The organism is Streptomyces sp. NPDC046862, assembly GCF_040704615.1.
In the GTDB taxonomy this organism is placed as follows: Bacteria; Actinomycetota; Actinomycetes; order Streptomycetales; family Streptomycetaceae; genus Streptomyces.
The window spans coordinates 51,358-65,677 of record NZ_JBEYXP010000064.1 but is presented as its reverse complement, the minus strand read 5'-3'; the positions used below and the strand labels follow the sequence as shown (position 1 = coordinate 65,677).

The window sequence follows — 14,320 nt, the reverse complement described above, 5'->3', positions numbered from 1 at the left end:
GGGCGGCCGTGCTGGCGGGGGGGCCCGGGGCCGCCCCCGGCGGGTGCGTCCCCCGGCCGTCGCGGCCGGGGGTTCGCGCGCCGGTCGGCGCGCTCACCCGCTTCTCCTTTGTTCCCGCATCTCTTTTGTTGCCTGTGTCCGCACTTGGCCCGGACGGCACTCGGCCCGGACGGCGAGGAGAGGGGAACACCGTCCGGGCCGAGAATCCATGGCACGCTCTACTGCAGCTGCGGCAGCACCTTCGTGCGGTAGAAGTCGAAGAACCCGCGCTGGTCGGGACCGATCTGGTTGACGTACACGCGGTCGAAGCCCGCTTCCGCGAAGGCGTTCAGGGCCGCGACGTGCTCGTCGACGTCGTCCCCGCACACCGTGTTGTCGCGCACCATCTCGTCGGTGACCAGCGGCGCCAGCTGTTCGAAGTGACGGGGCGTCGGCAGGATCTGGCCCATCTCGCCGGGCAGGAACTGGTTCGGCCACAGCTCGCGCACCGTGCGGACCGCCTCGTCGCGGTCGGGGCCGTAGCACAGCTTCGTGCCGCCGCTGACGAGCTTGCCGCCCCCGCCACCCTTGCGGAACTGCGACACCATCGGCTCCTCGGGCGCCATCGTGATGTATCCGTCGCCGACCCGCCCCGCGAGCGCGGTGGCCTTGGGGCCAAAGCCGGAGATGTCGATCGGGACGGGCTCGTCGGGGACCGTGTAGAGGCGGGCGTTCTCCACCGTGTAGTGGGTGCCCTGGTGGTTGACCTCCTCGCCGGTGAACAGGCGCCGCATCACCTGGATCGCCTCTTCCAGCATCTCCAGGCGCACGTGCGTGGGCGGCCACCGGTCGCCGAGGACGTGCTCGTTCAGCGCCTCACCCGTCCCCACACCGAGCCGGAACCGGCCGCCCGTCTGTACCGCGCTGGTCGCCGCCGCCTGCGCCACCACCGCCGGGTGCATCCTGACGGTCGGACAGGTCACGGCCGTCTCGACCGGCAGCGACACGGCTTCGGAGAGCGCGCCGATCACCGACCAGACGAACGGGCTCTGTCCCTGCGCGTCGTTCCACGGGTGGTAGTGGTCCGAGATCCACAGGCACTGGAACCCGGCCTGCTCGGCCATCCTCGCCTGCTCGATCAGATCCGCCGGACCGAACTCCTCGGTCGACAGGAAGTAGCCGTACTCGGGCATGGGGGGCACCTCCGCGACGGGGGGGCGGGTGGGGTCGCGGTACGGGTACCCGGGGGCCACAGCGGAAACCCACGGACGTTTGGGTGCCCTGCCCAGGGGGACGCGGAAGGTCCGTACGCGACCTCGCCGGAGGCGAACCGTGAGTCGACCCCGCATCGTGATCGTCGGAGCCGGCTTCGCCGGGTACCGGACGGCCCGCGCCCTCGCGCGCCAGACCCGGAACAAGGCCGACATCACCCTGCTCAACCCGACCGACTACTTCCTGTATCTGCCCCTGCTGCCCCAGGTCGCCGCCGGAATCCTGGAGCCGCGCCGTGTCAGCGTCTCCCTCTCGGGCACCCTGCCGAACGTACGGCTGGTGCTCGGTGAGGCCGACGGCCTCGACCTCGACGGGCGCACCGTCCACTACACCGACCCCGAGGGCGACGGAGGAACGCTGGCGTACGACCGGCTCGTGCTCGCCGTCGGCAGCGTCAACAAGCTGCTGCCCATCCCGGGGGTCGCCGAGCACGCGCACGGATTCCGCGGGCTGCCCGAGGCGCTGTACCTGCGCGACCACGTGACCCGGCAGGTGGAGCTCGCCGCCGCGTCCGACGACCCCAAGAACTGTTCGGCGCGCTGCACCTTCGTGGTCGTGGGCGCGGGCTACACGGGCACCGAGGTCGCGGCCCACGGGCAGCTGTACACCGACTCGCTGGTACGCAAGCAGCCCCTGCGGGAGGGCATGCGGCCGCGCTGGATGCTGCTCGACATCGCGCCGCGCGTGCTGCCCGAGCTGGACGAGCGGCTCTCCCGCACCGCCGACCGCGTGCTGCGCGAGCGGGGCGTGGACGTGCGCACCGGGACATCCGTGCAGGAGGCCACACCCACCGGAGTGCGGCTCAGCGACGGGGAGTTCGTCGACACCAACACCCTCGTGTGGTGCGTGGGCGTCCGGCCCGATCCGTTCGTCGAGGGCATCGGACAACCCCTGGAGCGCGGGCGGCTGCTCGTCGACCCCTACCTCCAGGTACCGGGCCACCCCGAGGTGTTCGCCTGCGGGGACGCGGCCGCCGTGCCGGATCTGGAGAAGCCGGGCGAGTACACGCCGATGACGGCGCAGCACGCCTGGCGGCAGGGCAAGGTCGCCGCCCACAACGTCCTCGCCTCCTTCGGCAGGGGCGAACGGCGTGCCTACCGCCACCGTGACATGGGCTTCACCGTCGACCTCGGCGGCGTCAAGGCCGCGGCCAACCCCCTCGGCGTCGCGCTCTCCGGCCCGCTCGCCGGCGCCGTCACCCGCGGGTACCACCTCGCCGCCATGCCCGGCAACCGTGTCCGGGTCGCCGCCGACTGGCTCCTGGACGCCGTACTGCCGCGCCAGGGCGTCCAGTTGGGGCTCGTACGGTCCTGGTCGGTGCCCCTGGACACGGCCTCGCCGGAGCTGGCACGGGTACCGGGAGAGCCGAGGTCCGCCGGACGGGAAGGAGGCCGGGAGGCATCCGGGAAGCCCGGTGCGACCGGCCCGGCCGAGCCGCAGGAGGCACCCGCGAAGCCCGGGCCCACGGCGGTGCCCGGAGCACGGGAGAAGCCGAGGTCGGCTCAGCAACGCGACAGCGCGAACAAGCCCGGACCGGTGAAGTCGCCGGACCCCCGGCCGGCGGCGGCGTCCGGGGACACCGGCACATCGGGACCAAAGGGAGCGTCCGGAGCCGAGCCGGACAAACCGGGGCCGGTGAAGAAGGCCGAGCCCCGACCGGTGCGGTCCGCGCAGCAGGAACGGACGGAGGAGGATTCATGAACACCCGTCAGCTCACCGAGTACGCCCAGCAGTTGCGCGTCGACAGCGTCCGCGCGGCCGCCGCCGCGCACTCCGGTCACCCCACCTCCTCCATGTCGGCCGCGGATCTGATGGCCGTCCTGCTCGCCGACCACTTCCGCTACGACTTCGAGCGCCCCCAGCACCCCGGGAACGACCGCTTCGTCCTCTCCAAGGGCCACGCCTCCCCACTGCTGTACGCCGCGTACAAGGCGGCCGGCGCCATCAGCGAGACCGAGCTGATGACCTACCGCAAGCTCGGCAGCCGCCTTGAGGGGCACCCGACCCCGCAGCGGCTGCCGTGGGTGGAGACCGCCACCGGCTCGCTCGGCCAGGGGCTGCCCGTCGGCGTCGGCATCGCGCTGGCCGGCAAGCGGCTCGATCGCACCGGTTACCGCGTGTGGGTGCTGTGCGGCGACAGCGAACTCGCCGAGGGATCCATCTGGGAGGCCGCCGAGCACGCCGGATACGAGCACCTCGACAACCTCGTCGTGATCGTCGACGTCAACCGGCTCGGCCAGCGCGGGCCCACCCGGCACGGGCACTCCCTCGACGCCTACGCCCGCCGCTTCCAGGGCTTCGACTGGCACACCATCGAGATCGACGGCCACGACGTGGACGCGATCGACCGGGCGTACGGCGAGGCCATCTCCACCGTCGGCCAGCCCACCGTGATCCTCGCCCACACTCTCAAGGGCAAGGGCGTCGAGTCCGTCGAGGACCGCGAGGGACTGCACGGCAAGCCGCTGCCGGAGGCCGACGAGGCGATCGCGGAGCTCGGCGGTGTCCGTGACCTGCACATCGAGGTCCAGCCGCCGCCCGCCGCCCGGATGCTGCACGCCGTGCGTACGGGCCACCTCGACCTGCCGCGCTACGAGATCGGCGAGGAGGTCGCGACCCGAGACGCCTATGGCAAGGCCCTCGCCGCCCTCGGCACGGCCCGCGGGGACATCGTCGCCCTGGACGGCGAGGTCAGCGACTCCACGCGCTCGGAGTTCTTCGCCAAGGAACACCCCGAACGTTTCTTCGAGTGCTACATCGCCGAGCAGCAGATGGTCGCCACCGCGGTCGGGATGGCCGCACGCGGCTGGGTGCCCTACGCGTCCACGTTCGCCGCGTTCTTCACCCGGGCCCACGACTTCGTGCGCATGGCATCGATCAGCGGTTCGGGCCTGAACCTCGTCGGCTCGCACGCGGGCGTGGCCATCGGCCAGGACGGGCCCTCTCAGATGGGCCTGGAGGACCTGGCGATGTTCCGCTCGCTGCACGGTTCGACCGTGCTGTACCCGTGCGACGCCAACCAGACGGCCAAGCTGACCGGCGCCATGGCGGGCCTGGAGGGCATCCGCTACCTGCGGACCTCGCGCGGGGCGGCCCCTGTGATCTACAGCCCGACCGAGGAGTTCCCCATCGGTGGGAGCAAGGTGCTGAAGGCCAGTGACCACGACCGGCTCACGATCGTCGCGGCCGGGGTCACCGTCCACGAGGCGCTCGCCGCGGCCGAGGCGCTGGAGGGCGAGGGCATCAGGACGCGGGTGATCGACCTGTACTCGGTCAAGCCCGTGGACCGCCGCACCCTGCGCGAGGCCGCCGAACGCACCGGGTGCCTGCTCACCGTCGAGGACCACCACGAGGAGGGCGGCATCGGCGACGCGGTGCTGGACGCGTTCCTGGACGGGCGCCCCGTGCCGCGCCTGGTCCGGCTCGCCGTACGCAACATGCCGGGCTCGGCCACGCCGGCCGAGCAGCTGCACACCGCGGGCATCGACGCCGAGTCGATCGCGGCGTCGGCCCGGCTGCTGGTGGAGCACGCGGTGGTGCCCTGACCGGCCACGATCCGGAAAGTCCAGGCTCCGGAAAAGGGAGGCCGAGATGGTCAGCGCGCACACGGTGCGGGTCGGCCGCCGCACCCTGGAGATCCACCGGCCGGACAAGGTGCTCTTCCCCGGCGACGGCGACGCCAAGGAGTACACGAAGCGCGACCTCGTCGAGTACTACCGGTCCGTCGCGCCGTTCATGCTGCCCCACCTGCGCGGACGCCCGCTGATGCTGGAACGGCACCCCGACGGCGTCGACGGGCAGCGGTTCATGCAGAAGAACACGCCCGAGCACTATCCGGAGTGGATCAGGCGGATCGAGGTGCCCAAGGAGGGTGGCACCGTCTGCCACACCGTGTGCGACGACACGGCCACCCTCGTGTACCTCGCCGACCAGGCGTGCCTGACCCTGCACCGCTGGCTGTCCCGGGTGGGCGGCCTCGACCGGCCCGACCGCCTGGTCTTCGACCTCGACCCGGCCGAGGACGACTTCGGCCAGGTGCGGCGGGCGGCCCGGCAGGTCGGTGGGCTGCTCGACGAGCTGGGACTGCCGGCCGGACTGATGACCACCGGCTCGCGGGGACTCCACCTCGTGGTGCCGCTGGGCGGCCGCCACGACTTCGACGAGGTCCGCGAGTTCGCCCGGGACGTCGCCGAGCTGCTCGCCCGCGACCACCCCGACGAGCTCACCACGGCCGCCCGCAAGAAGGACCGCGGCGACCGGCTGTATCTCGACGTGCAGCGCAACGCGTATGCGCAGACCGCGGTCGCCCCCTTCACCGTGCGCGCCAAACCGGGGGCACCCGTGGCCACCCCGCTCGCCTGGGACCAGCTCGACGACCGGGATCTCGACGCCCGCCGCTGGTCCCTCGCGGACGCCGTCGAACAGGCCCGCACCGACCCCTGGAAGGGGCTGATGCGACGCGGGCGCGCCCTGGGCCCCGCCAGGCGGAGGCTCGACCGGCTGCGCGGATGACGCCCGTCGCTCAATGTGGAGGTTTGGTCAACGTTCGGGGGGCCACTCGGAGACAGAGGTGGCCATGGCGAACACATCGAACACATCCAAGGCACAGAGTTCACGGAGCTCACAGAGCTCTCAGAAGGAGAGCGGGGAGAGCACGTCGTCAGACAAGCGGGACAGTGACACGGCGGACCGTCGGCCCGGCGCGATGGAGGTGCTGCGCCGTGCGCGCGCCCAGTTCGCGGAGCTGACCGGTATGACGCCGGAGTCCGTGACGTCCTTCGAGCAGACCGAGGACGGCTGGGCGCTGGAGGTCGAGGTCCTGGAGCTGGAGCGCGTCCCGGACACGATGAGCCTGATCGCCGGCTACCAGGTCGAGCTGGACCCGGACGGGGAGCTGACCGGTTACCGGCGGGTCCGCCGTTACGAACGCGGGCGGGCGGACGCACATCGGCGGGGCGGCCCGTAGGCCGCCGTCACGCACAGCCGCGGGACGACAAGCCCGCGCGACCCCGCACAGAACCCGACAGAGACAAGGAGGAACGGTCGGCATGACCGTAGTACCGGCACAGCAGTCCGGAGGCGGAGGCGGTTCCAGCGGCCTCTACGACGTTCTGGAGCTCATTCTCGACAGGGGGCTGGTGATCGACGCCTTCATACGGGTCTCCCTTGTCGGTATCGAGATCCTCAAGATCGACGTCAGGGTCGTCGTCGCCAGCGTCGACACGTATCTGCGCTTCGCGGAGGCCTGCAACCGGCTCGACCTGGAGGCCGGGCCGCGCAAGAGCCCGGGCCTGCCGGAGATCGTCGGTGAGGTCACCGAGTCCGGAGCGCGCGGCAAGTCGAAGGGGGCGCTGTCCGGCGCCGCCGAGACGATCTCCGACGCCTTCAAGCAGGCCCGTGACGAGGGCCAGGCCGAACCGCGGCCGCGTGCCCGCAAGAGCACGAGCTCGCGCAAGAGGGAGGAGCAGGAGTGAGCACGTATGTGTACGGCATCGCCGCGAGTTCGCATCCCGCGCTCCCCGAGGACATGGGCGGAGTCGGTGACCCGGCGCGTCCGGTGCGCGTCCTGAAGGAGGGCGGGCTGGCGGCCATCGTCAGCGACGCCCCCGAGGGACTGCGCCCCAAGCGCAAGGACCTGCTCGCCCACCAGAACGTGCTGAGCGAGGCGGGAGCGGGCGGCGCCGTGCTGCCCATGCGGTTCGGCAGCGTCGCCCCGGACGACGCGGCCGTCACCGGGGTGCTGGCCGAGCGTGCCGAGCACTACCAGGAGCGGCTTCTGGCCCTGGACGGCAGGGTCGAGTACAACATCAAGGCCAGCCACAACGAGGAGGCCGTGCTGCACCGGGTGATGTCGCAGAACCCCGACCTCCGGGCCGCCGCCGAGGCCAACCGGCAGGCGGGCGGCGGGAGTTACGACCAGCGGCTGCAGCTCGGTGAGATGGTGGCGGCCGCCGTGCAGGGCCTGGAGGCCGAGGACGCGGCACAGGTGCAGCAGGTGCTGGAGCCGGCCGCCGAGGCGGTCAGCGCGGGCCCGGAGTCCACCGGCTGGCTCGCCAACGTGTCGTTCCTCGTGGACCACGGGGCGGCCGACTCCTTCCTCGCCGCCGTCGAGGAGGTCCGCAAGAGCCATCCGCACCTCGACGTGCGGGTCAACGGGCCGCTGCCGCCGTACAGCTTCGTGGAGCCGGGGCCTTCCGAGCCCGCCGAGGCGGAGTCCCACGTGTGAGATCGAGTGAGGTGCAGTCATGGGACTGATCAGCGAGGTTCTGCTACTGCCGTTCGCGCCGGTGCGCGGCAGCCTCTGGGCGGTGAGACAGGTCGTGGCCGAGGCCGAGCGCCAGTACTACGACCCGGCCGCCGTCCGCGCCGATCTCGCCCGCCTCGAGCAGCGGCTCGACGCGGGCGAGATCGATGAAGGGGAGTTCGACCGTCTGGAGGACGAGCTCCTGGACCGGCTGGAGATCGCTCTGAGCAGGAGTGCGGGAACGACAGGTGAGGGGACGACAGGATGAACCGTGTGGGACTGGGCCTCGCTGTCGGGGCCGGATACGTGCTGGGACGAACGAAGAAGATGAAGCTCGCGTTCGCTCTCGGCACGCTGGCGGCCGGCAAGCGGATGAATCTGAGCCCGCGGGCGCTCGCGGACATGGTGTCCCAGCAACTGCAGAACAACCCGCAGTTCAAGGAGATGGGAGACCAGCTCCGTGAGGAGATGCGCGGTGCCGGCAAGGCGGCCAGTGGGGCTCTGCTCGAGCGGCAGATCGAAGGCCTCGCCGGCCGGCTGCACGGACGGACCGCCCAGGTGCGCGACAGGCTCGCGGGGGTGACCCCTGACGTGCCCGGCACCGAGGCCTCCGACGACGAGGCCTCCGGCGAGGAGCGGGAGGAAGAGCCCGCTGAGGAGCCCGAGGAGGAGCCGTCGGCCAGGAAGGCCCCCGCCAAGAAGGCCGCGGCCGGGCAGCCGGTGAAGAAGGCCGCGAAGAAGGCCCCGGCGAAGAAGGCCGCGGCCAAGAAGGCGCCGGGGCGCCCGGCGAAGAAGGCGCCCGCGAAGAAGGCGGCTTCCGCCAAGCCGGCTCCGCGCAAGGCCACGAGCGACTCGGGGCGTGAGAGGAGGCGGGGACGGTGACGGGTGGATTGGGCGACCGTCTCGTCTGCCGGGTTCGGCATGTGGCCGGGTGCGGGTCCGTACTGGCTGGTCGCGTCGTTCCCCGCGCCCCCTACGGGGCGGAATCCGCAGGGCAAATGAAGGGAGGCCGGAGCGATGACTGACACTGTCGGTTCCGTGACCGGGCGGGCGAAGGACACCGCCGGGTCGGCCGGGAACGGTGCGAAGGAGACTCCGCTCGGGGGTCTGGCCCACAGCCCCGCCGTCGACCATCTCAAGTCCGAGGCGCAGGAGTATCTGGCCGCGCAGGCCCAGCGTCTGCTCACGGGCGCGGGGCGCAAGCTCGGTGAGGCGACCGTGAAGCTCAACGACATCGCCGACGGAAACAGCCCCGGTCTCGGCAAGCTCGCCCTCGACGGCGGTCGAAAGCTCGCCGAGGGCAAGGGGCCGCTGCGCTCCGCCCTGGAGCTCGGCGCGGGCCGCGCCAAGGAGAGCGTGACCGGCGCCCTGAAGAACCTGGGCGGAGGCAAGGGCAAGAAGAACGGCAAGGGCCGCTCGGGCCACAAGCCCACGGTGATCATGGAGTCCGTCGACGTCGGCGTGCCGCTGCGCACCGCCTACGACCAATGGACCCAGTACCAGACCTTCAGCACCTTCGCCAAGGGCGTCAAGAGCGCGCAGCGCGACGACGACACGCACTCCGACTGGAATGCCAAGATCTGGTGGTCCAGCCGCAGCTGGAAGGCCACCACCCGCGAACAGCTGCCCGACGACCGGATCTCCTGGACGTCGGAGGGCGCGAAGGGCACCACCAAGGGCGTGGTCTCCTTCCACAGCCTCGGTGAGAACCTCACCCGTGTCCTGCTGGTGATCGAGTACTACCCCTCGGGGTTCTTCGAGAAGACCGGCAACATCTGGCGCGCCCAGGGCCGCCGGGTCCGGCTCGACCTCAAGCACTTCGCCCGCTTCATCACGCTGCGCGGCGAGGCGGAGGACAGCTGGCGCGGCGAGATCCGCGACGCCGAGGTCGTCCGCAGCCACGAGGACGTCGTGGCGGAGGAGGAGTCCGAGGAGGAGGAGACCGAAGCCTCCGGCCGTGAGGAGAGCGGTGAGGAGGGCGACGAGTACGAGGAGCCCGAGGCCTACGAAGAGGGCGAAGAGGAATACGAGGAGCCCGAGGAGTACGAAGAGGGCGAGGAGTACGAGGGCGACGAGGAGGTCCCCGAGGACGAGGTCCCCGAGGACGAGGTCCCTGAGGACGAGGTCCCTGAGGACGCCGCCGAAGAGGACTACGAGGAAGAAGAGGACGAGGACAGGGCCGCCGCGGGCGGGAGCAGGCGATGACGTTTCCCAATCGGGCCTCCCCGGAGCCGTACGGTCAGGGAAGCAGCGCCAACCTGGCCGACATACTCGAGCGCGTCCTCGACAAGGGGCTGGTGATCGCGGGAGACATCCGTATCAACCTGCTCGACATCGAACTGCTCACCATCAAGCTGCGCCTCATCGTCGCCTCCGTCGACAAGGCGAAGGAGATGGGCATCGACTGGTGGGAGACCGACCCGATGCTGAGCTCGAAGGCGCGCCGCGAGGAACTCAACCGTGAGAACGCCGAGTTGCGCGCCCGGCTCGCGGCCATCGAGGAGGGACGGCTGGCAAGCGAGTCGTTGCCGGAGGGCCGGGCCCGCTCCCGGGCCGAGCCGTCGTCGGAGGAGGGCGAGCGGAGCCGCCCGCAGGAGGAGGAGTCCTGATGACCGGACTGCGGTACGTCTACGCCGTGTGCCGCCCCTTCGGCGCCGCGCTCCAGTCCCAGCTGACCGGGGTCGCGGGCGCGCCGCCGAAGCTCATGTCGCACCACGGCCTGATCGCCGTCGTCAGTGAGGTCCCCGAGCGCGACTTCGCCGAGGGGCCCCTCAAGGCGCACCTGGAGGACCTGGACTGGCTGACGGCGACGGCCCGGGCCCACCAGGGCGTGATCGACGCGCTCACCGCGGTCACCACGCCCCTGCCGCTCCGGCTCGGCACCGTGTTCCGGGACGACAGTGGCGTCCGCGTCATGATGGAGGAGGGCGAGGACGCCTTCCGGCGGACGCTGGACCGGCTGGAGGGCCGGGTGGAGTGGGGCGTCAAGGTCTACCTCGACACGGAGGCCGCGGAGGCCGCCGCGACCGAGCGCCCGCCCGAGAAGGCCGCGTCCGGGCGTGACTATCTGCGGCAGCGGCGTATGCGCAACAGGTCCCACGAAGACATGTGGCAAAAGGCGGAGACATTCGCCCGCCGACTGCACGAATCACTTTCTGAAGGTGCCGAGGATTTCCGGCTGCACGCGCCCCAGAATCCCACGCTTTCCGGATCCGCCGGCCGGAACGTACTCAACGCCGCCTATCTCGTCCCGCGCGGAAAATCCGAAGAATTCGTGGAAGCCGTGGACCGCACGAAGGACGACGCCCCCGGACTGCGCGTCGAACTCACCGGGCCGTGGGCCGCCTACTCCTTCACCGAGGAGGCGCAGGGGGCCGAGCAGGCAGCCCAGCGGGAGGCCGAAGGTCCCGAAGGTCCCGGAAGGGCCGAGGAGGAGGACGCGTGACCGTCGTCGAACGCCGTGAGATCGCCCTCGTCGACCTGCTCGACCGGTTGCTCGCGGGCGGGGTCGTCATCACCGGCGACCTCACCCTGCGCATCGCCGACGTCGACCTCGTCCGCATCGACCTCAACGCGCTCATCAGTTCGGTGAACGAGCAGGTCCCCGCACCATGGGGGGAGTTGGAGTGAAGTGAGCACCGGCAGGAACCGCCTCGACCTCGAACCCGACACGGTAGAGCGCGACCTTGTGAAACTCGTCCTGACCGTCGTCGAACTGCTCCGCCAGCTCATGGAACGGCAGGCCGTGCGCCGGTTCGACACGGGCGAGTTGACGGAGGAACAGGAAGAGCGCATCGGGCTCACCCTGATGCTGCTCGAGGACCGCATGGCCGAACTGCGCGACCGCTACGGCCTGCGGCCCGAGGACCTGAATCTGGACCTCGGGCCGCTCGGACCACTGCTTCCCCGGGACTGACCCCAGGACCGGTGTTACCGGACCGGGGCCGCTACCAGCGGTACCAGCGGCCCCGGGTGCCCGCGGTGCTCGTGCCGCGCACCAGGAACCCCAGCAGCCAGACCACGAGGACGGCGAGGGCGATCCACCAGAGCACCTTCACCGCGAATCCGGCACCGAAGAGAATCAGGGCCAAAAGCAGAACAAGCAGGATGGGAACCATTCTGACACCTCCTGCTTTACGGGTGACCCGAATTCCCGGAATCAGGCCTCACAGTTACATTTCACTTTCGGCCACGATTTCACTTCCGGCACAGAATCTCCCCGTGCAGAACGGAGAACCAGCCGTCTTCCTGGCGTCCCCATTCCCGCCAGGCCCCGGACACCGTCCGAAGCTCCTCCGGCGTCGCGTGGCCGCCTTCCGTGGCGCGCTCCGCGTACGCGGAGGCCAGGGTGCGGTCCGCCCAGAGCCCGCTCCACCAGGCCCGCTCCTCGGCCGTGGCGAACGTCCAGGTGGTGGACGTGGCGGTGATGTCGGTGAGGCCGGCCCGCAGTGCCCAGGACCGCAGCCGCCGTCCCGCATCCGGTTCCCCGCCGTTGGCGCGGGCGACCCGCCGGTACAGGTCCAGCCAGTCGTCCAGGCCCGGTGCCGGCGGGAACCAGGTCATCGCCGCGTAGTCGGAGTCCCGGACCGCGATGTAACCGCCCGGCCTGGTCACGCGGACCATCTCGCGCAGCGCCCGCACCGGGTCGCCCACGTGCTGGAGCACCTGATGGGCGTGGACCACGCAGAAGGTGTCGTCCGGGTAGTCCAGCGCGTGGACGTCCGCCACCGCGAAGTCGACGTTCACCAGGCCCCGCTCGGCGGCCGTGGCCCGCGCCTGGTCGAGGATGCCGGGAGCGCGGTCCACGCCGGTGACGTGCCCGTCCGGGACCAGCTCGGCCAGGTCCGCTGTGATGGTGCCCGGGCCGCAGCCGATGTCCAGGATCTTCATGTGGGGCTTGAGGGAACCGAGGAGGTAGGCCGCCGAGTTGGCGGCCGTCCGCCAGGTGTGCGAGCGCAGCACCGACTCGTGGTGCCCGTGCGTGTAGACGGCGGTGTCCCGTGGCTTCGGCATGACCGTTCCCCTCGTCGCGTCCTGGTCCCGCGGAGCCGGCGCGCTCCGCGGGACGGTATGCGGCACGGTACGCCTTCGTGTCGAATATTGAGACCTGCGTCTCGCTATGTGAGCTGTGCGTAGCTGAAACGGGACCGCCGTGGGGCCTGGTGTTTGATGCGGGCTGACGGTTGTCTCTGGTTGCTCGCGCAGTTCCCCGCGCCCCTTCAGGGGCGCGTGAACGGGCGGTAGACCGTCAGCGCCTCCGGGAGCTTGTTCAGGGTCAGGTCGCCGGAGATCTCGGTGACCTCGCCGTCGTAGGCGAGGAGCGTGCCCGGGGTGATGCCCTCCACGTGGAGGCGGTCGACGCGTACCGCCGCGTGGGCGGGGGAGCGGGTCAGCGGGCCCGCCGCCGCGGCGGCGAGCAGGCGCACGGCCGGGTGGCCGTCGCCGTGCACCACGCGGACGTCGAGCAGCCCGTCGGCGAGGTCGTAGCGGCGGCCGGGGACGGGGCCCATACGGTGGTACGTGCCGTTCCCGGCGAACAGCAGCCACAGCGGGCGCGTCCGCTCCTGGAGCCGGGCCTGCAGCGGGTGGTGGTCCGCGCGCAGGACGCGCGCCGCGCCGAGCACGCCCGCCGGCCAGCCGCCGATCAGCCGCGACCAGCGCTCGCGTTCGCGGACCAGCTCCGGATAGACGCCCAGACTGCACGTGTTGAGGAACACGCCCTCGGTGTCACCCGAGGAGAACCGTCCCACGTCCACTCGGACCGCGTCCCCGTCCCGCAGCGCCCGGGCGAGGTCCCGTGCGTCCTCGACGCCCAGGTCCTGCGCGAAGTGGTTGAGCGTGCCGCCGGGGAGGACGGCGAGGGGGAGGTCGTGCCGCAGGGCCACCTCCGCCGCCACGTTCACCGTGCCGTCGCCGCCGCACACGCCGAGCACCCGGGCATGCGTGGCCGCCTTCTCCAACTCGGTCCGCAGGTCGCCCGGCGCGCACTCCACGACCTCGGCACGGGGCATGACGTGCTGCAGCGCGCGCACGCGGTCCGAGGTCGCCGCGCCCCCGTTCGAGACGACGACCAGGCCGTCGCCGTCGGGAACCATGGGCGCTTCGGCGCGCGGACGGCCGGGCGGCGGAAGCAGGTCCCGGGTCGGCACGAGCCCGCGTACGGTGTAGGCGGCGCCCACGCCCAGGGCCGCCCCCACCAGGACGTCGCTCGGGAAGTGGACGCCCGTGTAGACGCGGGACAGCGCGACCGCGGCGGCCACCGGCGCGACGGCCGCACCCCAGCCGCGGGACTCCAGGGCGACACCCGTCGCGAAGGCCGCCGCCGAGGCCGAGTGTCCCGACGGGAACGACGTGGTGATCGGCTGCCGCTTGAGCTGCCGGACCATCGGGACGTTGTCGAGGAGCGGGCGCGGACGGCGGACCGAACGCTTGCCGAGGGTGTTGATGGTCGCCGAGGCGAGGGCCAGCGACGCCACGCCCCGGGCGGCCGCCCGGCGGGCCCTCGGGCTCCGTGCCGCGGCGATGGCCGCCGCCGTGGCGAACCACAGCACGCCATGGTTCGCGGCGCGGCTCAGCCGGGGCAGCACGTGGTCGGCGCCCGGCCAGTGACGGGCCGCCACCGCTTCGAACAGGCGGCTGTCCGCGGCCAGGAAACGGTCCCGGAGGACGTGGTGACCCGGGGGGCGGTCGGTGAGATCGACATCTGGGCTCATGGGGCACGGGTACCCCAGGGCAGCCACTTCCTGTCAAGTCGGGGCCGCCAGGGCGAGGTCGCGCATCGCTCGAAACGCGTTTGCACGGCGGCCCGGGCGACCCGGAGAATGC

Annotated in this window: 17 protein-coding genes; 13 read left to right on the top strand and 4 right to left on the bottom strand. The window is 71.6% G+C overall.

Features of this window, described 5'->3' with window-relative positions:
• Positions 1 to 218 precede the first annotated feature (218 nt).
• The gene (locus tag AB0959_RS45275) at positions 219 to 1,172 is read right to left on the bottom strand and encodes an LLM class F420-dependent oxidoreductase (RefSeq protein ID WP_366832740.1); all 954 of its coding nucleotides are present in this window, start codon (positions 1,170 to 1,172) and stop codon (positions 219 to 221) included.
• 139 nt (positions 1,173 to 1,311) lie between these two features.
• Between AB0959_RS45275 and AB0959_RS45270 the strand changes: the two genes are divergently transcribed.
• From AB0959_RS45270 to AB0959_RS45210, 13 genes are all read left to right on the top strand, one after another.
• Complete coding sequence (locus AB0959_RS45270) at positions 1,312 to 2,952, top strand: FAD-dependent oxidoreductase (RefSeq protein WP_366832739.1); 1,641 nt, start codon at positions 1,312 to 1,314, stop codon at positions 2,950 to 2,952.
• Positions 2,949 to 4,796, top strand: coding sequence for a transketolase (locus AB0959_RS45265; protein ID WP_366832738.1), 1,848 nt, complete (start codon positions 2,949 to 2,951; stop codon positions 4,794 to 4,796). Before AB0959_RS45270 ends, AB0959_RS45265 begins: the two co-directional genes overlap by 4 nt.
• Before the next feature lie 46 nt (positions 4,797 to 4,842).
• Positions 4,843 to 5,763 carry a non-homologous end-joining DNA ligase gene (gene ligD / locus AB0959_RS45260; protein WP_366832737.1) on the top strand — a complete coding sequence of 307 codons (921 nt, stop codon included), beginning with the start codon at positions 4,843 to 4,845 and terminating at the stop codon, positions 5,761 to 5,763.
• Positions 5,764 to 5,827: 64 nt separating this feature from the next.
• Positions 5,828 to 6,217, top strand: coding sequence for a gas vesicle protein (locus AB0959_RS45255; RefSeq protein WP_366832736.1), 390 nt, complete (start codon positions 5,828 to 5,830; stop codon positions 6,215 to 6,217).
• Positions 6,218 to 6,299: 82 nt separating this feature from the next.
• On the top strand, positions 6,300 to 6,725 hold the full coding sequence (locus AB0959_RS45250) for a gas vesicle structural protein GvpA (protein WP_366832735.1): 426 nt from the start codon (positions 6,300 to 6,302) through the stop codon (positions 6,723 to 6,725).
• Positions 6,722 to 7,477 (top strand): GvpL/GvpF family gas vesicle protein, encoded by a 756-nt coding sequence (locus tag AB0959_RS45245; protein ID WP_366832734.1) that lies wholly within the window; start codon positions 6,722 to 6,724, stop codon positions 7,475 to 7,477. The genes AB0959_RS45250 and AB0959_RS45245 overlap by 4 nt, the downstream gene beginning before the upstream one ends.
• Positions 7,478 to 7,496: 19 nt before the next feature.
• Positions 7,497 to 7,763 (top strand): gas vesicle protein GvpG, encoded by a 267-nt coding sequence (locus tag AB0959_RS45240; protein ID WP_366832733.1) that lies wholly within the window; start codon positions 7,497 to 7,499, stop codon positions 7,761 to 7,763.
• Positions 7,760 to 8,377, top strand: coding sequence for a DNA primase (locus AB0959_RS45235; protein WP_366832732.1), 618 nt, complete (start codon positions 7,760 to 7,762; stop codon positions 8,375 to 8,377). Before AB0959_RS45240 ends, AB0959_RS45235 begins: the two co-directional genes overlap by 4 nt.
• Positions 8,378 to 8,512: 135 nt before the next feature.
• The gene (locus AB0959_RS45230; RefSeq protein WP_366832731.1) at positions 8,513 to 9,700 is read left to right on the top strand and encodes an SRPBCC family protein; all 1,188 of its coding nucleotides are present in this window, start codon (positions 8,513 to 8,515) and stop codon (positions 9,698 to 9,700) included.
• Positions 9,697 to 10,104: a gas vesicle protein gene (locus AB0959_RS45225; protein ID WP_366832730.1), complete on the top strand. Its 408-nt coding sequence runs from the start codon at positions 9,697 to 9,699 to the stop codon at positions 10,102 to 10,104. Before AB0959_RS45230 ends, AB0959_RS45225 begins: the two co-directional genes overlap by 4 nt.
• Positions 10,104 to 10,940: a GvpL/GvpF family gas vesicle protein gene (locus tag AB0959_RS45220; protein WP_366832728.1), complete on the top strand. Its 837-nt coding sequence runs from the start codon at positions 10,104 to 10,106 to the stop codon at positions 10,938 to 10,940. The genes AB0959_RS45225 and AB0959_RS45220 overlap by 1 nt, the downstream gene beginning before the upstream one ends.
• Positions 10,937 to 11,125: a gas vesicle protein gene (locus AB0959_RS45215; protein WP_322724061.1), complete on the top strand. Its 189-nt coding sequence runs from the start codon at positions 10,937 to 10,939 to the stop codon at positions 11,123 to 11,125. Before AB0959_RS45220 ends, AB0959_RS45215 begins: the two co-directional genes overlap by 4 nt.
• Before the next feature lies 1 nt (position 11,126).
• Positions 11,127 to 11,411: a gas vesicle protein K gene (locus AB0959_RS45210; protein ID WP_366832727.1), complete on the top strand. Its 285-nt coding sequence runs from the start codon at positions 11,127 to 11,129 to the stop codon at positions 11,409 to 11,411.
• A 31-nt stretch (positions 11,412 to 11,442) separates the two neighbouring features.
• On the opposite strand, the gene AB0959_RS45205 is transcribed toward AB0959_RS45210, so the two are convergent.
• The 3 genes from AB0959_RS45205 to AB0959_RS45195 form a co-directional block, all read right to left on the bottom strand.
• On the bottom strand, positions 11,443 to 11,613 hold the full coding sequence (locus tag AB0959_RS45205; RefSeq protein WP_366832726.1) for a hydrophobic protein: 171 nt from the start codon (positions 11,611 to 11,613) through the stop codon (positions 11,443 to 11,445).
• Positions 11,614 to 11,692: 79 nt separating this feature from the next.
• A complete protein-coding gene (locus AB0959_RS45200; RefSeq protein ID WP_366832725.1) occupies positions 11,693 to 12,508 on the bottom strand; it encodes a methyltransferase domain-containing protein in 816 nt (271 codons plus the stop codon).
• 206 nt (positions 12,509 to 12,714) lie between these two features.
• A complete protein-coding gene (locus tag AB0959_RS45195; RefSeq protein WP_366832724.1) occupies positions 12,715 to 14,208 on the bottom strand; it encodes a phosphatase PAP2 family protein in 1,494 nt (497 codons plus the stop codon).
• Positions 14,209 to 14,320 lie beyond the last annotated feature (112 nt).

Coding starts and splice junctions, on each gene's coding strand:
- AB0959_RS45275 (WP_366832740.1), bottom strand. CDS start 1,172: ATGCCCGAGTACGGCTACTTCCTGTCGACCGAGGAGTTCGGTCCGGCG.
- AB0959_RS45265 (WP_366832738.1), top strand. CDS start 2,949: ATGAACACCCGTCAGCTCACCGAGTACGCCCAGCAGTTGCGCGTCGAC.
- ligD (WP_366832737.1), top strand. CDS start 4,843: ATGGTCAGCGCGCACACGGTGCGGGTCGGCCGCCGCACCCTGGAGATC.
- AB0959_RS45255 (WP_366832736.1), top strand. CDS start 5,828: ATGGCGAACACATCGAACACATCCAAGGCACAGAGTTCACGGAGCTCA.
- AB0959_RS45250 (WP_366832735.1), top strand. CDS start 6,300: ATGACCGTAGTACCGGCACAGCAGTCCGGAGGCGGAGGCGGTTCCAGC.
- AB0959_RS45240 (WP_366832733.1), top strand. CDS start 7,497: ATGGGACTGATCAGCGAGGTTCTGCTACTGCCGTTCGCGCCGGTGCGC.
- AB0959_RS45235 (WP_366832732.1), top strand. CDS start 7,760: ATGAACCGTGTGGGACTGGGCCTCGCTGTCGGGGCCGGATACGTGCTG.
- AB0959_RS45230 (WP_366832731.1), top strand. CDS start 8,513: ATGACTGACACTGTCGGTTCCGTGACCGGGCGGGCGAAGGACACCGCC.
- AB0959_RS45225 (WP_366832730.1), top strand. CDS start 9,697: ATGACGTTTCCCAATCGGGCCTCCCCGGAGCCGTACGGTCAGGGAAGC.
- AB0959_RS45220 (WP_366832728.1), top strand. CDS start 10,104: ATGACCGGACTGCGGTACGTCTACGCCGTGTGCCGCCCCTTCGGCGCC.
- AB0959_RS45205 (WP_366832726.1), bottom strand. CDS start 11,613: ATGGTTCCCATCCTGCTTGTTCTGCTTTTGGCCCTGATTCTCTTCGGT.
- AB0959_RS45200 (WP_366832725.1), bottom strand. CDS start 12,508: ATGCCGAAGCCACGGGACACCGCCGTCTACACGCACGGGCACCACGAG.
- AB0959_RS45195 (WP_366832724.1), bottom strand. CDS start 14,208: ATGAGCCCAGATGTCGATCTCACCGACCGCCCCCCGGGTCACCACGTC.